The organism is Streptomyces sp. NPDC002784, assembly GCF_053592135.1.
In genome coordinates this window covers 20,206-39,721 of sequence record NZ_JBSFVD010000001.1, presented here as the reverse complement: position 1 = coordinate 39,721, position 19,516 = coordinate 20,206, and the positions used below count along the sequence as shown (strand labels likewise).

Below are 19,516 nucleotides of genomic sequence, written 5' to 3'. Positions count from 1 at the left end.
CATCCTGGCGCCCAGTCCGCCCCGCCCCCGCGCCTCGCCTGCCCGCGCTGACCCGTCGTCCGGCGCAAGGGCCTCGGCGCCGCACCTTGGGCCCCGCCTCATCCTGGCGCCCAGTCCGCCCCGCCCCCGCGCCTCGCCCGCCCGCGCTGCCCCGCCCTCCGACGCAAGGGCCTCGACGCCGCACCTTGGGCCCCGCCCCGTCCTGGCGCCCAGTCCGCACCACCCCCGCACCACCCCCGCGCCTCGCCGCCCGCGCTGACCCGCCGGCCCTGGCAGTGACCTCGGCGCCTTCGCCTCCTGGCCGAGTCCCCGGCCCTGGGGCGGCCCCGGCGGCATTCCGCGCCTGCCGAGCGACCAGCCGCTGCGGCGAGCCGTCGAGCCGCCCCCCTGCCCCCACAGCAGCAGCGCCCTCGAACTCGCCGTCCCGTCAGGCGGATCCGGGTTCGGGCCGTCCTCCTGGCAGGGCGGGCACCCACCTGGACGCCCCCAGTTCGACACGGCCACATATCTCCACTTGTGTAGGGGTATCGGCGCATTTCGCCGATGACTCCTCAATCACTGGAGGGCGCTGTGCGGCCGGAGGGCTATGACTACGACACCCACAGCCGACTCGCCGGACCGCTCACCGAGCCGGCCGGCGCGGGGTACCGGGTGCAGTACGCCTCGCTACTCGCCCGTGAGCCGCACCGAATACGAGCCGTCCTCCTGATGACCCTGGCGCCCCTGCTCACCGGCGCCCTGCTGGTCTACCTCGTCTGGCCGACCCACTGGGTCGAGCGCGAGGGCGCCGACCGCTGGCTGACCGGCCTCGACGTCACGATGCTCATATCGATCGGGCTCATCGAACTCTTCATGGTCGTCAACGTCGCCTCCGTCGCCCACGCCACCCTGGTGGCCCGCGACCCCGTCCCGGTCACCCCCGAACCCGGCACCAGAGTCGCCTTCCTCACGACCTACGTCCCGGGCAAGGAACCCCTCTCCATGCTCCGCGCCACCCTCGAGGGGGCGACCAGGATCACCCACCCCGGCCCTCTCGACATCTGGCTCCTGGACGAGGGCGACGACGACGGGGCCAAGGCCCTCTGCGCCGAACTCGGCGTCCGCCACTTCACCCGCCTCGGCGTCCCGGAGTGGAACCGCGCCAAGGGCGTCCACAAGGCCCGCACCAAGCACGGCAACTACAACGCGTGGATCGCCATGCACGGCCGCGACTACGACTTCTTCGCCTCCGTCGACACCGACCACGTCCCGCTCCCGAACTTCCTGGAGCGGATGATGGGCTACTTCCGCGACCCGGACGTCGCCTTCGTGGTCGGCCCCCAGGTCTACGGCAACTACCACAACCCCGTCACCAAGGCCGCCGAGTCCCAGCAGTTCCTCTTCCACGCGCTCATCCAGCGCGCCGGGAACCGCTACCGCGCTCCCATGTTCGTCGGCACCAACAACGTCGTACGGATCTCCGCCGTCCGGCAGATCGGCGGCCTGTACGACTCCATCACCGAGGACATGGCCACCGGCTTCGAACTGCACCGGCACCGCAACCCGCTAACCGGCGCCCACTGGCGGTCCGTCTACACCCCGGACGTGCTCGCCGTCGGCGAGGGACCGGCCTCCTGGACCGACTTCTTCACCCAGCAGATGCGCTGGTCCCGGGGGACCTACGAGACCCTCTTCAAGCAGTACTGGAGGGCGCCGTTCAGCATGCCGCCCGGCCGCCTCTTCTCGTACACCATGATGCTCGTCTACTACCCGATGACGGCCGTCAACTGGCTCCTCGGCATCCTCAGCTGCTTCCTCTTCCTCTGGTTCGGCGCCTCCGGCACCCAGGTCGCGGCCTCCGTGTGGCTGATGCTCTACAGCGACGCCGCCGCCCTGCAGATCGGCCTCTACCTGTGGAACCGCCGGCACAACGTCTCCCCGCACGAACCGCGGGGATCCGGCGGACTCGCCGGCATGGCGATGTCCGCGCTCTCCGCGCCGATCTACCTCAAGTCCTTCGGGGAGGCGCTGATCCGCCGTCCCAGCCGGTTCGTCGTCACCCCCAAGGGCGGGGACGCCAGCCCCGACCGGCTGCTCACCTTCCGCATCCACCTGGGCTGGGCCGCCCTGCTCGCCGTCTCGCTCGTCGCCTCGATGGTCCTCGACCACACCCATGCCGCCATGCGCACCTGGGCGGTGCTGGGCATGGCCATCTCCCTGGCACCGGTCGCGGTATGGGCCGGCACCCAGTACACGGAGCGCCGCGCACGGCAGGCGCCGCGCCCCGCCCCACGGCCCGTCGAGGGCACCGAGCCGGCCCTCGCCACCAGCGGCGCGACCGCCCCCGGCAGCACGACAGGAGGCAACTAGCTCATGGCCTACCAGCCCTCGCAGAAGACCAAGAAGACCGTCCTCGGCATCGGCGGCATCGCGGTCCTGGCCGGCCTCAACGCCCCCGCCGCACTGGACTTCGCGGGCGAGCGGTACCACGAGTACAAGATCGCCCAGCCCGCCTACAAGGCCCGGTACGGCTCCTGGACCCAGGTCGACATCCCGGAGGAGTACCGCACCAACGCCATCCACGCGGCGCTGCTGCACACCGGCAAGGTGCTGATCGTGGCGGGCTCGGGCAACGAGCAGAAGAAGTTCGACAAGGGGTCCTTCGACACCGTCCTGTGGGACCCGCGGAACAACACCTTCAAGAAGATCCCCACCCCCGACGACTTCTTCTGCTCCGGCCACGCCCAACTCCCCGACGGCCGTCTGCTGGTGGCCGGGGGGACGGCCCGCTACGAACTCCTCGACGGAGAGGTCGAGCGGGCCGGCGGCGGCATGCGGGTCAAGAACGAGAGCCCCGACAAGGCCGTGTTCCTGAAGAAGGGCACCCGCTTCCGCTCACCGGCGGGCGTCGAGTACGTCACCCGGTTCGACGTCACCGTCCCCAAGGCCAAGCGCACCTTCAAGGTGACGTACACCCAGAGCGGCGCGATGCGGCCCTGGCGGACCAAGGTCACCGCCAGCGAGGCCCGGGTCTTCGTGGAGGCCGTGGAGAAGGGCCCCCTGTCGGTCACCGACACCCAGACGCAGTACGAGGTGGTCGGGCTGAACGGCAGGGACGCCAAGAACATCTACGGCCTCTCCGAGAAGATCACGCTGGAGAAGCAGGACTTCCAGGGCATCCGCGCCGCCTACGAGTTCGACCCCGTCGCCGAGAAGTACATCCCCGTCGACCCCATGGACAAGGCCCGCTGGTACCCCACCCTGGTCGGCCTGGACGACGGACGGGTGCTCGCCGTGTCGGGGCTGGACGACGTCGGTGTGGTCGACCCGGGGGACAACGAGATCTACGACCCGGAGACCAAGAAGTGGTCCCCGGGCCCCAAGCGCTACTTCCCCACCTATCCGGCCCTGTTCCTCACCAAGGGCGGCAAGCTCTTCTACCCGGCGGCCAACGCCGGCTACGGCCCCGCCGAGATGGGCCGCGACCCGGGGCTGTGGGACCTGAAGACCAACACCTTCGAGAAGGTGCCCGGCCTGCGCGACGCGGACGCGACCGAGACCGCCGCATCCCTCCTGCTGCCCCCCGCCCAGGACCAGAAGGTCATGATCCTCGGCGGCGGAGGCGTCGGCGAGTCGAAGAAGTCCACCCCGCGCACGGCCGTCATCGACCTGAAGAAGGACAACCCCGTCTTCGAGGACGGCCCCGACCTGCCCCAGGGCACCCGCTACCTGAACAGCGTGATCATGCCGGACGACACCGTCTTCACGGCCAACGGCTCCGAGGACTACCGCGGCCGCAGCGCCAGCAACATCCTCAAGGCGCAGTTCTACCTGCCCAAGGAGAACGTCTTCCGGGAGGCCGCCGCCCCCAAGGTGGGCCGCAACTACCACTCCGAGGCACTGCTGCTGCCCGACGGCCGGGTCGCCACCTTCGGCTCCGACCCCCTCTTCGACGACCAGCAGAACACCAAGCTCGGCCACTTCGAGCAGCGCATGGAGGTCTTCACCCCGCCCGCCCTGCACCGCAAGGGCGCCGACCGCCCGGTACTGAAGGAGGGACCGAAGATCCTCGACCCCGAGCACCGGGCGACCTACCGCACCGAGCACCCGGAGCGGATCGTCAAGGCCCGCCTGATGCGCCCCAGCGCGGTCACCCACACCACGGACGTCGAGCAGCGCTCCATCGAGCTGGGCCTGACCAAGGACGCCCGCTCGGTGACGGTGACCGTGCCGAAGGACCCGGCGCTGGTGCCGCCCGGCTGGTACATGCTGTTCGTCACCGACGCGGAGGGCACCCCGTCCGTGGCGCACTGGATCAAGGTGAAGTGACCTACCGGGAGCCGGAGTTGCGGGCCAGCGCCAGCGCGTACTCCGGCCACCACTGCCCGGCGTTCGGACCGCCCGCGCAGGTCCCGTCCGACTCCCCGGGCCGCTTCACCCACAGGTAGGCGTCCAGGGCGGGCTCATCGGTGTCCGTCGAGGGCGGGGTGCCGAGGGCGCGCCCCGGCGGGTTGCACCAGACACCGGGCAGCGGACCCTTGCCGTTGCGGCTGGTGTCGATCACGAAGTGCTTGCCGCCCAGGCTCCGGGACAGCCGCAGGCCGTACTCCTCGGTCACCGCGTCCGTCTGGAAGTTGGAGACGTTCAGCGCGAAGCCGTCCGCGTCGGCGATCCCGGCCCGTCGCAGCGGCTCCACCAGCTTGGCCGGCTCCTTGATCCAGGACGGGTTGCCCGCGTCCAGGTACACCTTGGTGTGCGGCTGCTGCTTGAACCGGCGGATCGCCTCGCCCAGCAGCTGCTCCCGCTCCGCGTGCAGCTCGCCCGGCGTACAGCCGTCCACGATGTGCGCCACCGCGTCCGGCTCCAGCACGACCAGCGCCTTGCTCTCCCCGAGCGCGCTCGCGAACTTCTCGATCCAGCCGCGGTACGCGTCCGCGTCCGCGGCCCCGCCGGCCGAGTGCTGGCCGCAGTCCCGGTGCGGAATGCCGTACGCGACGAAGAGGGCGGTCCGCCCCTCGGCGGTGGCCGCGGCGGTGGCCCTGCGGACGAGGGGGTCGGGGTCGATCTCGGCGGGCGGCCACAGCGCGGCCGGGCGGTCGGCGATCCGGCGCAGCAGCCGCGCGTCCTCGGTCCGGCCCTCGCGCTCCCACTGCGTGATCTGCCGTGCGGCCGGACTGTCGGGGTCGACCCAGAACGGTGAGGCGGGCGCGGGGCTCCCCTTGCTAGAGGCGGGGCCGACGGCGGAGGCCTCGTCGACGTCGGAGGCGGGGGCACAGCCCGCCGCGACTCCGAGCACCGCGAGAGCCGCGAGGGTGTGGATCAGCCGGGGCATGCTGCTCCCTTGGTGGGGTGTGGTGACGGTCGGTTGCGATGGATGACGATGTGTGATCAATCGTTGCATAGCCGGGCGAATCGCCCTGGAAAAGACATGGCGCACACCGCCCCGGGGCGAGGCCGACCGAGGAGCGAGACGGGGCTGACCGCCATATGACCGGCCGGTAGGGTCTGGTGCCGTGCCGAAGCCGCTCAGTCTTCCTTTCGACCCCATCGCCCGCGCCGACGAACTCTGGAAGCAGCGCTGGGGAAATGTGCCGTCCATGGCCGCGATCACCTCGATCATGCGCGCCCAGCAGATCCTGCTCGCCGAGGTCGACGCGGTGGTCAAGCCGTACGGGCTGACCTTCGCCCGGTACGAGGCGCTGGTGCTGCTCAACTTCTCGAAGGCCGGCGAGCTGCCGATGTCCAAGATCGGCGAGCGGCTGATGGTGCACCCCACGTCCGTGACGAACACCGTCGACCGGCTGGTCAGGTCGGGCCTGGTCGACAAGCGCCCCAACCCCAACGACGGGCGCGGCACGCTCGCCTCCATCACGGACAAGGGCCGCGAGGTGGTCGAGGCGGCCACCCGTGACCTGATGGCGATGGACTTCGGTCTCGGGGTGTACGACGCGGAGGAGTGCGCGGAGATCTTCGCCATGCTGCGCCCGCTGCGCATCGCCGCGCACGACTTCGAGGAGCAGTGACCCGGGGAAAGATCGCCCGGAACGGCTGGTTACGCTCGACGGTATGAAAAAGAGCGTGTTGACCCGCTACCGCGTCATGGCCTACGTCACCGGTGTGCTGCTGGTGCTGCTGTGCCTGTGCATGATCGGCAAGTACGTGCTGGACGTGGACGGCGCGGCGGACGCGACCCGGGTCGTCTCGATCGCGCACGGCTGGCTGTACGTCCTCTACCTGGTCTTCGCCTTCGACCTGGGCTCCAAGGCGAGGTGGCCGGTGGCCAAGCAGCTCTGGGTGCTGCTCGCCGGGACGATCCCGACGGCCGCGTTCTTCGTGGAGCGGCGGATCAGCCGCGAGCTGGACGCGCGGGTGGCCGAGCAGTCGCCCGCGGTCGCCAAGGCGTAGCCGCGTACACCGCCGGACGGCCTCGATCGTCCGGCGGTTCTTGCTGGAGCTTTGCTGGGGCGCCCCGGCGAATGGGCGACAGCCATCGACATTTACTAGGACGTCCTAGTAATTTGGAGTCATGGACGCTGACGCCATCGAGGAGGGCCGCCGTCGCTGGCAGGCCCGGTACGACGCCGCACGCAAGCGCGACGCTGACTTCACCACGCTCTCGGGGGACCCCGTGGAGCCGGTGTACGGTCCCCGTCCCGGGGACACCTATGAGGGCTTCGAGCGGATCGGCTGGCCGGGGGAGTACCCCTTCACCCGCGGCCTGTACCCGACCGGCTACCGCGGGCGTACCTGGACCATCCGGCAGTTCGCCGGCTTCGGCAACGCCGAGCAGACCAACGAGCGCTACAAGATGATCCTCGCCAACGGCGGCGGGGGCCTGTCGGTCGCCTTCGACATGCCGACGCTGATGGGCCGCGACTCGGACGACCCGCGCTCGCTGGGCGAGGTCGGCCACTGCGGGGTGGCGATCGACTCGGCGGCGGACATGGAGGTCCTGTTCAAGGACATCCCGCTCGGGGATGTCACGACCTCGATGACGATCAGCGGTCCGGCGGTGCCGGTGTTCTGCATGTACCTGGTGGCGGCCGAGCGCCAGGGCGTGGACCCGGCGGTGCTGAACGGCACGCTCCAGACGGACATCTTCAAGGAGTACATCGCCCAGAAGGAGTGGCTCTTCCAGCCCGAGCCGCATCTGCGGCTGATCGGCGACCTGATGGAGTACTGCGCGGCCGGCATCCCCGCCTACAAGCCGCTGTCGGTCTCCGGCTACCACATCCGCGAGGCCGGGGCGACGGCCGCGCAGGAACTGGCGTACACGCTGGCGGACGGCTTCGGCTATGTCGAGCTGGGGCTGTCCCGGGGCCTGGACGTGGACGTGTTCGCCCCCGGTCTGTCCTTCTTCTTCGACGCGCACCTCGACTTCTTCGAGGAGATCGCCAAGTTCCGCGCGGCGCGGCGCATCTGGGCGCGGTGGATGCGGGACGTCTACGGCGCCGGCTCCGACAAGGCCCAGTGGCTGCGCTTCCACACGCAGACGGCGGGTGTCTCGCTGACGGCGCAGCAGCCGTACAACAACGTCGTGCGGACGGCTGTGGAGGCCCTGGCGGCGGTGCTGGGTGGGACGAACTCGCTGCACACCAACGCGCTGGACGAGACGCTGGCGCTGCCCAGCGAGCAGGCGGCGGAGATCGCGCTGCGCACCCAGCAGGTGCTGATGGAGGAGACCGGCGTCGCGAACGTCGCGGACCCGCTGGGCGGTGCCTGGTACGTCGAGCAGCTCACGGACCGCATCGAGGCGGACGCGGAGAAGATCTTCGACCAGATCAAGGAGCGGGGGCTGCGGGCGCATCCCGACGGCCGCCATCCGATCGGGCCGATCACCTCCGGGATCCTGCGGGGGATCGAGGACGGCTGGTTCACCGGCGAGATCGCCGAGTCGGCGTTCCAGTACCAGCGGTCGCTGGAGAAGGGTGACAAGAAGGTGGTGGGCGTGAACGTCCACACCGGGTCGGTCACCGGTGATCTGGAGATCCTGCGGGTGAGCCACGAGGTGGAGCGGGAGCAGGTGCGGGAGCTCGCCGGGCGCAAGGCGGGCCGCGACGAGGCGGCGGTGCGGTCCGCGCTGGACGCGATGCTCGCCTCGGCCCGGGACGGGTCCAACATGATCGGGCCGATGCTGGACGCCGTACGCGCCGAGGCGACGCTGGGCGAGATCTGCGGGGTGCTGCGGGACGAGTGGGGCGTGTACACGGAGCCCGCCGGATTCTGACCCAGGGGCCGGCCGAGGCGGCCGGGGGTGGGGATCGCTCAGTGCCTCCCCCCGGCGGCCGAAGCCGCCCTCATCCCGCGGCCGTTGCCGCCAGCCCCGCCACCAGTACCTTCGTGAAGCCCCGTACCCACTCCTCGTCCGCCGGTTCCGCGCTGACCAGGCAGCGGTGGACCACCGCGCCGGCGACCACGTCGAAGATGAGGTCCACCGTGCGGGCCGCCTCCGACGCGTCCGTCTCCGGGGGAAGTTCGCCGCGGGCCTGGGCCCGGGACCTGCCCTCCAGGACCAGGCGTTTCTGCCGGTCGACGATGGAGGTGCGGATGCGTTCACGCAGCGCCTCGTCGCGGGTGGACTCCGCGACCACCGCCATCAGGCCGCTCTTGGCCTCCGGGCGGGCCAGGATCGCCGCGAACTGCAGCACCACTCCCTCGATGTCCGCGCCCAGGGTGCCGCGGTCGGGGAGTTCGAGTTCGTCGAAGAGCTCGGCCACCGCGTCGACCACCAGCTCGTTCTTGCCCGCCCAGCGGCGGTAGAGCGTCGTCTTCGCGACGCCGGCCCGCACGGCCACGTCCGACAGGGTCAGTTTCGACCAGCCCAGCTCCACCAGCGCCTCCCGCGTCGCCGCGAGGATCGCGGCGTCCGCCGCCGCGCTGCGGGGACGCCCGGTGGCACGTGGGGCGGGAAGGCTGCTCTGCATCCCCCGACCATAACCACCGCGGTTCCCGCTGCCGCCGTGAGACAGATCACCGGGACACGGTGTACCTGAGGCGCCCGGTGCCATTACGCTACGACCCGTAGCGAAACCACTGGCGTGGGGTGGGGACCCGGCGTCCGATCGGCTTTTCTCATCGCTTTTCACTCGCGCGCGAAGACGGGGGAGGATAGACGCATGCAGCCACGGAACATGTCCATGAGCGGAGTCGTCGACCTCGCCGCGGTGAAGGCGGCCCAAGAGGCCAAGGCGAAGGCGGAGCAGGCGCGCGCCGATGCCGCCCGGCAGGGCGGGGGAGGGGCCGTCTCGCCCGCCGACCTCGTCCTCGACGTCGACGAGGCCGGGTTCGAGCGAGACGTACTCCAGCGGTCCACCGAGGTGCCCGTCGTCATCGACTTCTGGGCCGAGTGGTGCCAGCCCTGCAAGCAGCTGAGCCCCGTGCTCGAGCGGCTCGCCGTCGAGTACAACGGCCGCTTCGTCCTCGCCAAGATCGACGTCGACGCCAACCAGATGCTGATGCAGCAGTTCGGGGTGCAGGGCATCCCGGCCGTGTTCGCCGTCGTCGCCGGCCAGGCGCTCCCGCTCTTCCAGGGTGCCGCCGGCGAGGCGCAGATCCGGGGGACCCTCGACCAGCTGGTGACGGTGGCCGAGCAGCGCTTCGGGCTCACCGGTCTCGCCGTCGACCCCGAGGCCGAGCCCGGCGCCGCCCAGCCGGCGCCCGCGGCACCGGCCGGCCCGTACGACGCCCTGCTGGAGGCCGCCGTACAGGCCCTTGACGCGGGGGACTTCGGCGGAGCGGTCCAGGCCTACAAGAACGTGCTGAGCGACGACCCCGGGAACTCCGAGGCGAAACTGGGCCTGGCGCAGGCCGAGTTGCTGCAGCGGGTGCAGGGTGCCGATCCGGTGCGGGTGCGCAAGGAGGCGGCGGACCGGCCGGCCGACCCGCAGGCGCAGATCGCCGCCGCCGACCTGGATCTGGTGGGCGGTCATGTCGAGGACGCCTTCGGACGGCTCATCGAGACCGTCCAGCGCACCGCCGGCGACGAGCGGGAGGCCGTACGCCTGCGGTTGCTGGAGCTGTTCGAGGTCGTCGGCTCCGACGACCCGCGAGTGACGGCGGCGCGCAGGGCGCTGGCGCGCGCTCTGTTCTGACCGGGGTGCGAGCCCCGTTCTGACCAGTCACTAAACGCGAGGGCGCGTGTTGCCCGAGTGAAAGAACTGCCGACGAAGTGCCAAAGCGGCCGCGCTTTACCAAATCTTGGTAATCGCGGCCGCTGTTACTTCCAGTAAGTCGAGGGCGTTGTTCTGTCGGACTCTGTCCGGCCATTCGCTGACATGTCCACCCCTCTCGCGCCACCCTCCGTCGATGTCCGAGACCAGCGGGTCGTTGTTCGGTTATCCGGCCGTTACTAGCGAGTAACGAACCCCCTTGTGCGGGCGCCGAGAATGCACCACGATCGGCGACGCTCGGTCCATTCCCGAACTACCCGACAGCCGGTCGGGTGACGGGAGTCCAGGGTCCCCACCGAGCAGAGCCGGCGGCAGTGGCGCCGGCTCTCGGGCAGGGGGGTCTTCGCCACCAGGCGAAGCCTGTCCAGCAAGGTTGTGCGTGATGCGTGTCAGGCGCGACCAGTGGTTGTCGCTCGGGGGTGATCGCCGGTGATTCGGGCGCGGTTCGCGCCGCCGAAGCAGGCGCTCTCCTTCCCGAGGACGTAGCACTTCTCCCATCCCTGCCCGGCTGAGCCGTCGCGTTCGACAGCGGCAGTCAGGGCCAGGAGATGTACGTCCGAGAAGGAGGAAATATGGAGTCCCAGGTGCGTGGCGGGACCAGATGGAAGCGGTTCGCCGTCGTGATGGTGCCCAGCGTGGCCGCCACGGCAGCGATAGGTGTCGCCCTCGCGCAGGGCGCTCTCGCCGCGTCGTTCAGCGTGTCGGGCCAGTCGTTCAAGGTGACGACCAAGCAGCTCGACGGTACGGGCTTCAGCCAGTACGGCGCCCTTGACGAGGGCTACACGCTCAGCGGCAAGAAGACGGTTCACCCCGTCGCGGTCTCGGCCTTCAAGACCGCGACCATCAACAGCCTGTGCCAGTCGGTCGTTACCCCCGACATCCCGATCCTCGGGAGCGTCAGCCTGATCCTGCGGGCCGGCCAGGACCCGAACAAGCCGGTCGAGGCCGAGAACCTGTACATCGACGTGGCCGAGCTCGAGGCCGACGCGACGTTCAAGGGCATCGACATCGGTGTGGCCGCCAAGGACGCCACCAAGGGTCCCGGCATGAAGGGCGGCAAGGAGCAGTCCAACCCGTTCGGCTTCGCGCAGCAGGCCGACTCGGTCGTGCTGAAGGACGTGAAGCAGACGGCGTGGGCGACCACCGCCGGAACCTTCAAGCTCAGCGGTCTGTCGATGAAGCTGTCGACGGGTGTCAAGGAGTGCTACTAAGCACTCGCTGACGGGCGGGGGAGCCGGTGGCGCCCCCGCCCGTCCCCACTCCGGCCGTGTCCGCACACCCCGGCCCGAGCCGCACAACTCACCACCACAGCAAAGCCGTACCAGGGAGCTGTTTTCCATGAGCGCCGAGACTCCTGCCGTACCCGGCCGCGACGAGCACTACCTCCGGGTCATCAGGCGGCACTTCCGCGCCTGGCGGGGCGAGAGGCCTTTCTGGGCCGGTCTGTTCGTCATCCTCGGCGGACTCCCCATCGCCTACTTCCCGTACGCGAACCTCCAGATCGGTCACCTGACGCTGGCGATGGCCACCACCGCGGGCGCCGGGTCCTTGATCATCGGCGTGCTGCTCGTCGTCCTCGGCGTCAGCCTCTGGTTCCAGAAGCACGTACGCACCTTCGCGGGGGTCGCGGCGATCCTGCTGGCACTGGTGTCCCTCCCCGTGTCCAACCTCGGCGGCTTCCTGATCGGCTTCCTGCTCGCCCTCGTCGGCGGTGCGATGGCCGTGTCGTGGGCGCCGGGCGCGCCGCCGGAGCCGCAGCCGCGGCCGGTGCCGGAGGCCACGGTCGAGCAGGGTGACGCCCCCGCGGGCGCGCTCCCGGCCGAGGCGGACCCGGTGGACCAGCCGAACGATCTGTCAGGAACGAGCCCGGCGAACGGGGCGAACGGGAGGCACAGTGCCGGCTGACGAGGTGACCCACGGGACTGACGTGGAGTCCCGTGCGAGAACCGGGCCGCGGCACGCGGCTCCCAAGAAGCCGCTGTTCACCCGGTTCCACGTGCCGGCCGGCAAGGCGATCGCCCTGGCCGCGATGCCGACCGCGGTCCTCATGGGGATGGGCTTCACGCCGACGCTCGCCAACGCGGAGGACCAGCCCGCCGCCAAGAGCCTGACGGCCGACGAGTACAAGGACTGCGTGGCCGCCCTGGAGGGCGAGAGCGGGTCCCCGTCGCCGTCCGTGAGCGAGAGCGCGAGCGAATCCCCCGCCGAGGACGACACGGCGGAACCGACACCCACCCCGTCGGCCTCCACGGGTGAGCCCTCTTCGCCGGATTCAGGTTCCGACGACGAGGCCGAACCCACGCCGTCCGCGTCCGAGAGCAGGACCGCCGAGCCGCAGTCCGGTGGCGAGCAGACCGCTACGGCGTCCCCCTCGCCGTCGCCCTCGGAGTCCGACGGCAACCTGCTGGAGGGCATCGGCGACGCCATCACGGGCATCTTCACGCCGGGTGACGACACGGAGAGCGCGAGCCCGTCGCCCTCGGCCACCCCGTCGGCCTCCGCGTCGCCGAGCGCCGAAGCCTCCGACCCCGGCAAGGAGACCACCGACGAGGTCACCGAGACGGTCGAGGACGCGGTCAAGGACACCACCGACGCGGCGTCCCCGGCGGCCGAGGCCACCGGCGAGGCGGTGGAGGAGGCGGCCGACGAGGCCACCGCCACCGCGACCCCGAGCCCGTCGGCGAGCGCCACCACCGACCCCGAGGACTGCCCGGCCGCCACGGACGACAAGGGCGGGGTCGACAACACCGTCCCGCTGCCCGATGACCCGTGGTACCTGAACGCCAGCTCGCTGCTGCTCAAGGGCGCCGACTACCAGGGCATCGTCAAGGTGAAGACGGCCAACGGCACCACCAAGGAGGTGCTGAAGTACGTCATCTCCGACGGCACCGACATCGGCGATCTGCACCAGACGGTCGAGGACCCGCAGTCGGGCAAGACGTACCACGTGCAGGCGGGCGCCGGAACGACGTCGACGATCCGCGACGGCGAGACGCTCATGTACACCGAGTCCATCTCCGGCAATCTGCTGGGGCTGATCCCGGTGACCTTCAGCCCGGAGAGCCCGCCGCCGCTGAACATCCCGCTGATCTACTTCACCAAGGTGAAGGTCGTGCAGGCCGGCCAGTTCGGCGGAACCCTGCACGTCCCCGGGCTGCATCAGTTCATCACCGACTGAGCGCCCCCAAAGGCCCGTTCGGGAGCCGCACAACGCCTGAGGGCGCCCCTGGTCCAGGGGCGCCCTCAGCGCCGTACACGACCCTTCGCGGGGACGTCAGCCGGTGTGATCGGCACCGAGGTGGTGGACGCGGACCATGTTGGTGGTGCCCGGGACGCCGGGGGGCGAGCCGGCCGTGATGATGACGATCTCGCCCTCGTTGAAGCGGCCCAGCTTGACCAGTTCGCCGTCGACCAGGTCGACCATCTCGTCGGTGCTGTTCACGAACGGGACGACGTGCGACTCCACGCCCCAGCTGAGGGTGAGCTGGTTGCGGGTGGCCTCGTCGGTGGTGAAGGCCAGGATCGGCTGGGCGACGCGGTAGCGGCACAGCCGGCGGGCGGTGTCACCGGACTTGGTGAAGGCGATCAGGCCCTTGCCGCCGAGGAAGTCGGCGATCTCGCAGGCCGCGCGGGCGACCGAACCGCCCTGGGTGCGCGGCTTCTTGCCCGGGACGAGCGGCTGCAGGCCCTTGGCGAGCAGCTCCTCCTCGGCCGCCTGGACGATCTTCGACATCGTCTTGACGGTCTCGATCGGGTAGGCGCCCACGCTCGACTCGGCGGAGAGCATGACGGCGTCGGCGCCGTCCAGGATCGCGTTGGCCACGTCGGAGGCCTCGGCGCGGGTCGGGCGGGAGTTGGTGATCATCGACTCCATCATCTGGGTCGCCACGATCACCGGCTTGGCGTTGCGGCGGCACAGCTCGATCAGCCGCTTCTGCACCATGGGGACCTTCTCGAGCGGGTACTCGACGGCCAGGTCGCCACGGGCCACCATCACGGCGTCGAACGCCGCGACGACGGCCTCCATGTTCTCCACCGCCTGCGGCTTCTCCACCTTGGCGATGACCGGGACGCGGCGGCCGACCTCGTCCATGACCTTGTGCACGTCCTGCACGTCGTCGGCGTCCCGCACGAAGGACAGGGCGACCATGTCGCAGCCCATCCGCAGCGCGAACCGGAGGTCCTCGACGTCCTTCTCGGAGAGCGCCGGCACGTTCACGGCCGTGCCCGGCAGGTTGATGCCCTTGTGGTCGGAGACGACACCGCCCTCGATGACGATCGTCCTGACCCGGGAGCCCTCGACGTCCAGGACCTTCAGCTCGACGTTGCCGTCGTTGATGAGGATCTGGTCGCCGCGCGAGACATCGCCCGGCAGACCCTTGTAGGTGGTTCCGCAGATGTGCTTGTCACCCGGGACGTCCTCGGTGGTGATGACGAACTCGTCACCGCGCTCCAGCTCCACCGGGCCCTCGGCGAAGGTCTCCAGCCGGATCTTCGGACCCTGGAGGTCGGCGAGCACACCGATGGCACGGCCGGTCTGTTCGGCGGCGGCCCGGACGCGGTCGTACCGCCCCTGGTGCTCTTCGTGCGTGCCGTGGCTGAAGTTGAAGCGGGCCACGTTCATGCCGGCCTCGATCAGCGACACGAGCTGTTCCTGGGAGTCGACCGCGGGGCCGAGAGTACAGACGATTTTCGAACGGCGCATGGGGCGATCCTATCGGTTTGTTTCGCTACGGAATATTCCGTCTGGCGGAAAATACAAAAGGGCGGGATGCCGCTCAGGTGAGGTTCCGTGAGCCATTTACCAGCGCGTACGTCTGCGTCGCAATCTCCAGTTCCTCGTCGGTCGGCACCACGGCCACGGCCACCCGTGCGTACTCCGGCGAGATCAGCCGCGGCTCGTCACCGCGTACGGCGTTCAGCTCGCCGTCCACCGCCAGTCCGAGCTCCTCCAGACCGGCCACGGCAGCTTCCCGTACGGGACTCGCGTTCTCCCCGACTCCCGCTGTGAAGGCGACCGCGTCCACCCGTCCGAGTACGGCGTAATAGGCGCCGATGTACTTCTTCAGGCGGTGAATGTAGATGTCGAAGGCGAGTTGCGCCTCTTTGTCACCCTCGTCGATCCTGCGCCGGATCTCGCGCATGTCGTTGTCGCCGCACAGTCCGATCAGGCCGCTCTTCTTGTTGAGAAGAGTGTCGATCTCATCGGTGGACATTCCGGCAACACGCATCAAATGGAAGATGACGGCCGGATCCATGTCTCCCGACCGCGTACCCATCACCAGGCCCTCCAAGGGTGTGAGTCCCATGGAGGTGTCCACGCACCGGCCGCCCCGGACCGCCGAGGCGGAGGCGCCGTTGCCGAGGTGCAGCACGATCACGTTCACCTCTTCCGGCGACCTGCCCAGCAGCGCGGCCGTCGCCCGGGAGACGTAGGCGTGCGAGGTGCCGTGGAAGCCGTAGCGGCGGATGCGGTGCTCGTCGGCGGTCCGGACGTCGATCGCGTAGCGGGCGGCCGACTCCGGCATCGTGGTGTGGAACGCGGTGTCGAACACGGCGACCTGCGGCAGGTCCGGCCGCAGTGCCTGGGCCGTGCGGATCCCGGTGAGGTTGGCCGGGTTGTGCAGCGGGGCGACCGGGATCAGCCGCTCGATCTCGGCGAGCACCGCGTCGTCGATCACGGTCGGCTCGGTGAAGTGCCGGCCGCCGTGCACGACCCGGTGCCCGATCGCGGCCAGCTCCGGGGAGTCGAGCCCGAGACCGTCCTGGGACAGCTCCTCCGCGACGGCCTGCAGGGCGGCCTCGTGATCGGCGATCGGCTCGGTGCGCTCCCGGGACTCGGCGCCCCTCGGGGTGTGCTTGAGCCGGGAGGACTCCTCGCCGATGCGCTCGACGAGGCCCACCGCGAGCCGGTCGCCGTCGCTCATGTCGAGCAGCTGGTACTTCACCGACGAGGAGCCGGAGTTCAGGACGAGGACGCGGGTGCCACGCGGGGAGCTCACTGCTGGGACGCCTTCTGCAGAGGGGACTGGGCCTGGATCGCCGTGATGGCGACGGTGTTGACGATGTCCTGCACGAGCGCGCCGCGGGACAGGTCGTTGACCGGCTTGCGCAGGCCCTGGAGGACCGGGCCGACGGCGATGGCGCCGGCCGAGCGCTGCACGGCCTTGTAGGTGTTGTTGCCGGTGTTGAGGTCGGGGAAGATCAACACGCTTGCCTGGCCGGCGACTTCGGAGCCCGGCAGCTTGGTCGCGGCGACCGACGGCTCGACGGCGGCGTCGTACTGGATCGGGCCCTCGATCCGCAGATCGGGCCTGCGCAGCCGCACCAGCTCGGTCGCCTCGCGCACCTTGTCGACATCGGCGCCCGACCCGGACGTCCCCGTGGAGTACGACAGCATCGCGATCCGCGGCTCCACCCCGAACTGCGCGGCGGTCGCCGCCGACTGGATGGCGATGTCGGCGAGCTGCTCGGCGTTCGGGTCGGGGTTGACCGCGCAGTCGCCGTAGACGAGGACCTTGTCGGCCAGGCACATGAAGAAGACCGAGGACACGATCGAGGCGTCCGCCTTGGTCTTGATGATCTCGAAGCCCGGGCGGATGGTCGCGGCCGTGGAGTGCACGGAACCGGACACCATGCCGTCGGCCAGGCCCTCCTGGACCATCAGGGTGCCGAAGTAGTTCACGTCCGAGACGACGTCGTAGGCCAGCTCCACGGTCACGCCCTTGTGGGCGCGCAGGGCGGCGTACTTCTCGGCGAAGGCGTCGCGCAGCTCGGAGCCGGCCGGGTCGATCAGCTGCGACTCGCCCAGGTCGATGCCGAGGTCGGCGGCCTTCTTGCGGATCTGGCCCACCGGGCCGAGCAGGGTCAGCTCGCACACCCCGCGCCGCAGCAGCACCTCCGCGGCGTGCAGCACCCGCGGCTCGGTGCCCTCGGGCAGCACCACGCGGCGGAGGTCGGAGCGGGCCTGCTCCAGCAGCTTGTGCTCGAACATCATCGGGGTGACCCGGTCACTGCTCGGGGCGCTGACCCGCTTGAGCAGGTCACCGGTGTCGGCGTACCGCTCGAACACACCGAGCGCGGTCTCCGCCTTGCGCGGGGTCGCCGCGTTCAGCTTCCCCTCCAGGGAGAAGAGCTGCTCGGCGGTGGGGAAGCTGTTGCCGGGCACCGAGAGCACCGGGGTGCCGGGGGCGAGCCGGGCGGCGAGGGTGAGGACGTCGTCGCTCGGGACCTCGTTCAGGGTGAGCAGCACACCGGCGATCGGCGGGGTGCCGGCGCTGTGCGCGGCGAGCGCGCCGACCACCAGGTCGGCCCGGTCGCCCGGGGTCACGACCAGGCAGCCCGGGGTCAGGGCGCCCAGGAAGTTCGGCAGCATCGCGCCGCCGAAGACGAAGTCCAGCGCGTCCCGGGCGAGCCCCGACTCGTCGCCGAGGAGCGTCTTCGCGCCGAGGGTGTGGGCGATCTGCGCGACCGTGGGCGCGGACAGGGCGGGCTCGTCGGGCAGGACGTAACAGGGGACGGGCAGCCGGTCGGCGAGCCGCTCGGCGATCTCGTCCCGGTCGCCCCGCGCGACCCGGTTGGTCACCATGGCGAGGACGTCGCAACCGAGGCCGTCGTAGGCGCGGTAGGCGTTGCGGGTCTCGGCGAGCACCGACTCGGCGGGCTGCTTGCGGCCGCCGACCACGGGTATGACGGAGGCGCCGAACTCGTTGGCGAGCCGGGCGTTGAGGGACAGCTCGTCCGGGAACTGGGTGTCGGCGTAGTCGGTGCCGAGGACGAGGACGACGTCGTAGTCCCGGGCGACCAGGTGGAAGCGGTCGACGAGGGTGGACACCAGCTCATCGGTGCCCTGCTCCGCCTGGAGCGCGGACGCCTCGTGGTAGTCCATGCCGTACACGGTCACCGGGTCCTGCACCAGCCGGTAGCGGGCCCGCAGCAGCTCGAAGAGCCGGTCGGGCCCGTCGTGGACGAGGGGCCGGAAGACACCCACCCGGTCGACCTGGCGGGTCAGGAGTTCCATGACCCCCAGTTCGACGACCTGGCGGCCGTCGCCGCGGTCGATACCGGTCACGTACACGCTGCGCGTCACGCGTGGTCTCCCCTTCGTCGAGCGAGTGTCATAAAAATCGCCCACCGAGGTGAGCAGAACCCTCTTGACAATACCTCTGCCGCTAGATAAGGCGCCCGTCAGCTTCGGGGATGCGGCATCGCCTCCGGGGACGTGAAACAATCGGAATGGCTCATTGGTGTCAACAGCGAGCAGGAGACACAGCACGATGCGTATCGGAGTTCTCACCGCAGGCGGCGACTGCCCCGGCCTGAACGCAGTGATCCGGTCGGTCGTGCACCGGGCCGTCGCCCAGTACGGCGACGAGGTCATCGGGTTCGAGGACGGCTACGCCGGTCTGCTGGACGGCCATCACCGCACCCTCGACCTCGACGCGGTGAGCGGCATCCTGGCCCGCGGCGGCACCATCCTCGGCTCCTCCCGGCTGGAGCGCGACCGGCTGCGCGAGGCCTGCGACAGCGCTCCCGACATCGCCCGGGAGTTCGGCATCGACGCCCTCATCCCGATCGGCGGCGAGGGCACCCTGACGGCCGCGCGGATGCTGTCGGACGCCGGACTGCCGGTGGTCGGCGTCCCGAAGACGATCGACAACGACATCTCCTCCACCGACCGCACCTTCGGCTTCGACACCGCGGTCGGGGTCGCCACGGAGGCGATGGACCGCCTCAAGACCACGGCCGAGTCCCATCAGCGGGTGATGGTCGTGGAGGTCATGGGCCGCCACGCCGGCTGGATCGCCCTGGAGTCCGGCATGGCCGCCGGCGCCCACGGCATCTGTCTGCCCGAGCGCCCGTTCGACCCGGCCGACCTGGTGAAGATGGTCGAGGAGCGCTTCGCGCGCGGCAAGAAGTTCGCCGTCATCTGCGTCGCCGAGGGAGCCCACCCCGCCGAGGGCTCGATGGACTACGGCAAGGGCGCGATCGACCAGTTCGGCCACGAGCGCTTCCAGGGCATCGGCACCGCCCTCGCCTACGAACTGGAGCGGCGCCTCGGCAAGGAGGCCAAGCCGGTCATCCTCGGCCACGTCCAGCGCGGCGGCGTCCCCACCGCCTACGACCGGGTCCTCGCCACCCGCTTCGGCTGGCACGCCGTGGAGGCCGCGCACCGGGGCGAGTTCGGCAGGATGACGGCGCTGCGCGGCACCGAGATCGTGATGGTGCCGCTGGCGGAAGCGGTGACCGAGCTGAAGACGGTCCCGAAGGACCGGATGGACGAGGCGGAGTCGGTCTTCTAGACCTTGGTCCCAGCTTCCTGACCCGTCCGGGTCCCTAGCTTCCTGACAGGTCCGGCTCAGGAGCGT

15 protein-coding genes are annotated in these 19,516 nt (G+C 70.3%); 10 read left to right on the top strand and 5 right to left on the bottom strand.

From position 1 onward, the window contains the following. The first annotated feature begins 543 nt into the window (after positions 1-543). Together ACWD1Z_RS00165 and ACWD1Z_RS00160 are read left to right on the top strand one after the other, a co-directional pair. On the top strand, positions 544-2,349 hold the full coding sequence (locus ACWD1Z_RS00165) for a glycosyltransferase family 2 protein (protein ID WP_451114181.1): 1,806 nt from the start codon (positions 544-546) through the stop codon (positions 2,347-2,349). A 3-nt stretch (positions 2,350-2,352) separates the two neighbouring features. Beyond that, the gene (locus ACWD1Z_RS00160) at positions 2,353-4,308 is read left to right on the top strand and encodes a galactose oxidase-like domain-containing protein (protein ID WP_451114179.1); all 1,956 of its coding nucleotides are present in this window, start codon (positions 2,353-2,355) and stop codon (positions 4,306-4,308) included. Between the two features lies 1 nt (position 4,309). On the opposite strand, the gene ACWD1Z_RS00155 is transcribed toward ACWD1Z_RS00160, so the two are convergent. Further along, positions 4,310-5,311 carry a glycoside hydrolase family 6 protein gene (locus ACWD1Z_RS00155; RefSeq protein WP_451114177.1) on the bottom strand — a complete coding sequence of 334 codons (1,002 nt, stop codon included), beginning with the start codon at positions 5,309-5,311 and terminating at the stop codon, positions 4,310-4,312. A gap of 181 nt (positions 5,312-5,492) precedes the next feature. Between ACWD1Z_RS00155 and ACWD1Z_RS00150 the strand changes: the two genes are divergently transcribed. The 3 genes from ACWD1Z_RS00150 to ACWD1Z_RS00140 all read left to right on the top strand — a co-directional run bounded on the left by ACWD1Z_RS00150 (position 5,493) and on the right by ACWD1Z_RS00140 (position 8,206). After that, complete coding sequence (locus ACWD1Z_RS00150) at positions 5,493-6,002, top strand: MarR family winged helix-turn-helix transcriptional regulator (protein ID WP_451114175.1); 510 nt, start codon at positions 5,493-5,495, stop codon at positions 6,000-6,002. A gap of 43 nt (positions 6,003-6,045) precedes the next feature. Next, positions 6,046-6,384: a DUF3817 domain-containing protein gene (locus ACWD1Z_RS00145; protein WP_451114174.1), complete on the top strand. Its 339-nt coding sequence runs from the start codon at positions 6,046-6,048 to the stop codon at positions 6,382-6,384. A gap of 121 nt (positions 6,385-6,505) precedes the next feature. After that, positions 6,506-8,206, top strand: a complete 1,701-nt coding sequence (locus ACWD1Z_RS00140) for an acyl-CoA mutase large subunit family protein (RefSeq protein ID WP_451114173.1) — start codon at positions 6,506-6,508, stop codon at positions 8,204-8,206. A gap of 70 nt (positions 8,207-8,276) precedes the next feature. Here ACWD1Z_RS00140 and ACWD1Z_RS00135 read toward each other — a convergent pair whose 3' ends face one another. Then, entirely contained in the window at positions 8,277-8,903 is a 627-nt protein-coding gene (locus ACWD1Z_RS00135) for a TetR/AcrR family transcriptional regulator (protein ID WP_451114171.1), read from the bottom strand. Positions 8,904-9,095: 192 nt separating this feature from the next. Here ACWD1Z_RS00135 and ACWD1Z_RS00130 point away from each other — a divergent pair, with 192 nt between their 5' ends. The 4 genes from ACWD1Z_RS00130 (at position 9,096) to ACWD1Z_RS00115 (ending at position 13,326) form a co-directional block, all read left to right on the top strand. Then, positions 9,096-10,070, top strand: a complete 975-nt coding sequence (locus ACWD1Z_RS00130) for a tetratricopeptide repeat protein (RefSeq protein WP_451114170.1) — start codon at positions 9,096-9,098, stop codon at positions 10,068-10,070. Positions 10,071-10,720: 650 nt separating this feature from the next. After that, positions 10,721-11,359 (top strand): DUF6230 family protein, encoded by a 639-nt coding sequence (locus tag ACWD1Z_RS00125; RefSeq protein WP_250076094.1) that lies wholly within the window; start codon positions 10,721-10,723, stop codon positions 11,357-11,359. A gap of 127 nt (positions 11,360-11,486) precedes the next feature. Then, positions 11,487-12,053 carry a DUF6114 domain-containing protein gene (locus tag ACWD1Z_RS00120; protein ID WP_451114169.1) on the top strand — a complete coding sequence of 189 codons (567 nt, stop codon included), beginning with the start codon at positions 11,487-11,489 and terminating at the stop codon, positions 12,051-12,053. Then, entirely contained in the window at positions 12,043-13,326 is a 1,284-nt protein-coding gene (locus ACWD1Z_RS00115) for a hypothetical protein (protein ID WP_451114168.1), read from the top strand. Before ACWD1Z_RS00120 ends, ACWD1Z_RS00115 begins: the two co-directional genes overlap by 11 nt. Before the next feature lie 96 nt (positions 13,327-13,422). Here ACWD1Z_RS00115 and pyk read toward each other — a convergent pair whose 3' ends face one another. The 3 genes from pyk to pta all read right to left on the bottom strand — a co-directional run bounded on the left by pyk (position 13,423) and on the right by pta (position 18,237). Continuing rightward, a complete protein-coding gene (gene pyk / locus ACWD1Z_RS00110; RefSeq protein ID WP_451114166.1) occupies positions 13,423-14,853 on the bottom strand; it encodes a pyruvate kinase in 1,431 nt (476 codons plus the stop codon). Between the two features lie 73 nt (positions 14,854-14,926). Next, on the bottom strand, positions 14,927-16,150 hold the full coding sequence (locus tag ACWD1Z_RS00105) for an acetate kinase (RefSeq protein ID WP_451114164.1): 1,224 nt from the start codon (positions 16,148-16,150) through the stop codon (positions 14,927-14,929). Further along, complete coding sequence (gene pta / locus ACWD1Z_RS00100; protein WP_451114163.1) at positions 16,147-18,237, bottom strand: phosphate acetyltransferase; 2,091 nt, start codon at positions 18,235-18,237, stop codon at positions 16,147-16,149. Before pta ends, ACWD1Z_RS00105 begins: the two co-directional genes overlap by 4 nt. Before the next feature lie 187 nt (positions 18,238-18,424). Here pta and ACWD1Z_RS00095 point away from each other — a divergent pair, with 187 nt between their 5' ends. Next, positions 18,425-19,450: an ATP-dependent 6-phosphofructokinase gene (locus ACWD1Z_RS00095; protein WP_451114161.1), complete on the top strand. Its 1,026-nt coding sequence runs from the start codon at positions 18,425-18,427 to the stop codon at positions 19,448-19,450. Positions 19,451-19,516: the final 66 nt, after the last annotated feature.

Coding starts and splice junctions, on each gene's coding strand:
- ACWD1Z_RS00135 (WP_451114171.1), bottom strand. CDS start 8,903: ATGCAGAGCAGCCTTCCCGCCCCACGTGCCACCGGGCGTCCCCGCAGC.
- ACWD1Z_RS00140 (WP_451114173.1), top strand. CDS start 6,506: ATGGACGCTGACGCCATCGAGGAGGGCCGCCGTCGCTGGCAGGCCCGG.
- ACWD1Z_RS00165 (WP_451114181.1), top strand. CDS start 544: ATGACTCCTCAATCACTGGAGGGCGCTGTGCGGCCGGAGGGCTATGAC.
- ACWD1Z_RS00130 (WP_451114170.1), top strand. CDS start 9,096: ATGCAGCCACGGAACATGTCCATGAGCGGAGTCGTCGACCTCGCCGCG.
- ACWD1Z_RS00155 (WP_451114177.1), bottom strand. CDS start 5,311: ATGCCCCGGCTGATCCACACCCTCGCGGCTCTCGCGGTGCTCGGAGTC.
- ACWD1Z_RS00145 (WP_451114174.1), top strand. CDS start 6,046: ATGAAAAAGAGCGTGTTGACCCGCTACCGCGTCATGGCCTACGTCACC.
- pyk (WP_451114166.1), bottom strand. CDS start 14,853: ATGCGCCGTTCGAAAATCGTCTGTACTCTCGGCCCCGCGGTCGACTCC.
- ACWD1Z_RS00160 (WP_451114179.1), top strand. CDS start 2,353: ATGGCCTACCAGCCCTCGCAGAAGACCAAGAAGACCGTCCTCGGCATC.
- ACWD1Z_RS00095 (WP_451114161.1), top strand. CDS start 18,425: ATGCGTATCGGAGTTCTCACCGCAGGCGGCGACTGCCCCGGCCTGAAC.
- ACWD1Z_RS00120 (WP_451114169.1), top strand. CDS start 11,487: ATGAGCGCCGAGACTCCTGCCGTACCCGGCCGCGACGAGCACTACCTC.
- ACWD1Z_RS00125 (WP_250076094.1), top strand. CDS start 10,721: ATGGAGTCCCAGGTGCGTGGCGGGACCAGATGGAAGCGGTTCGCCGTC.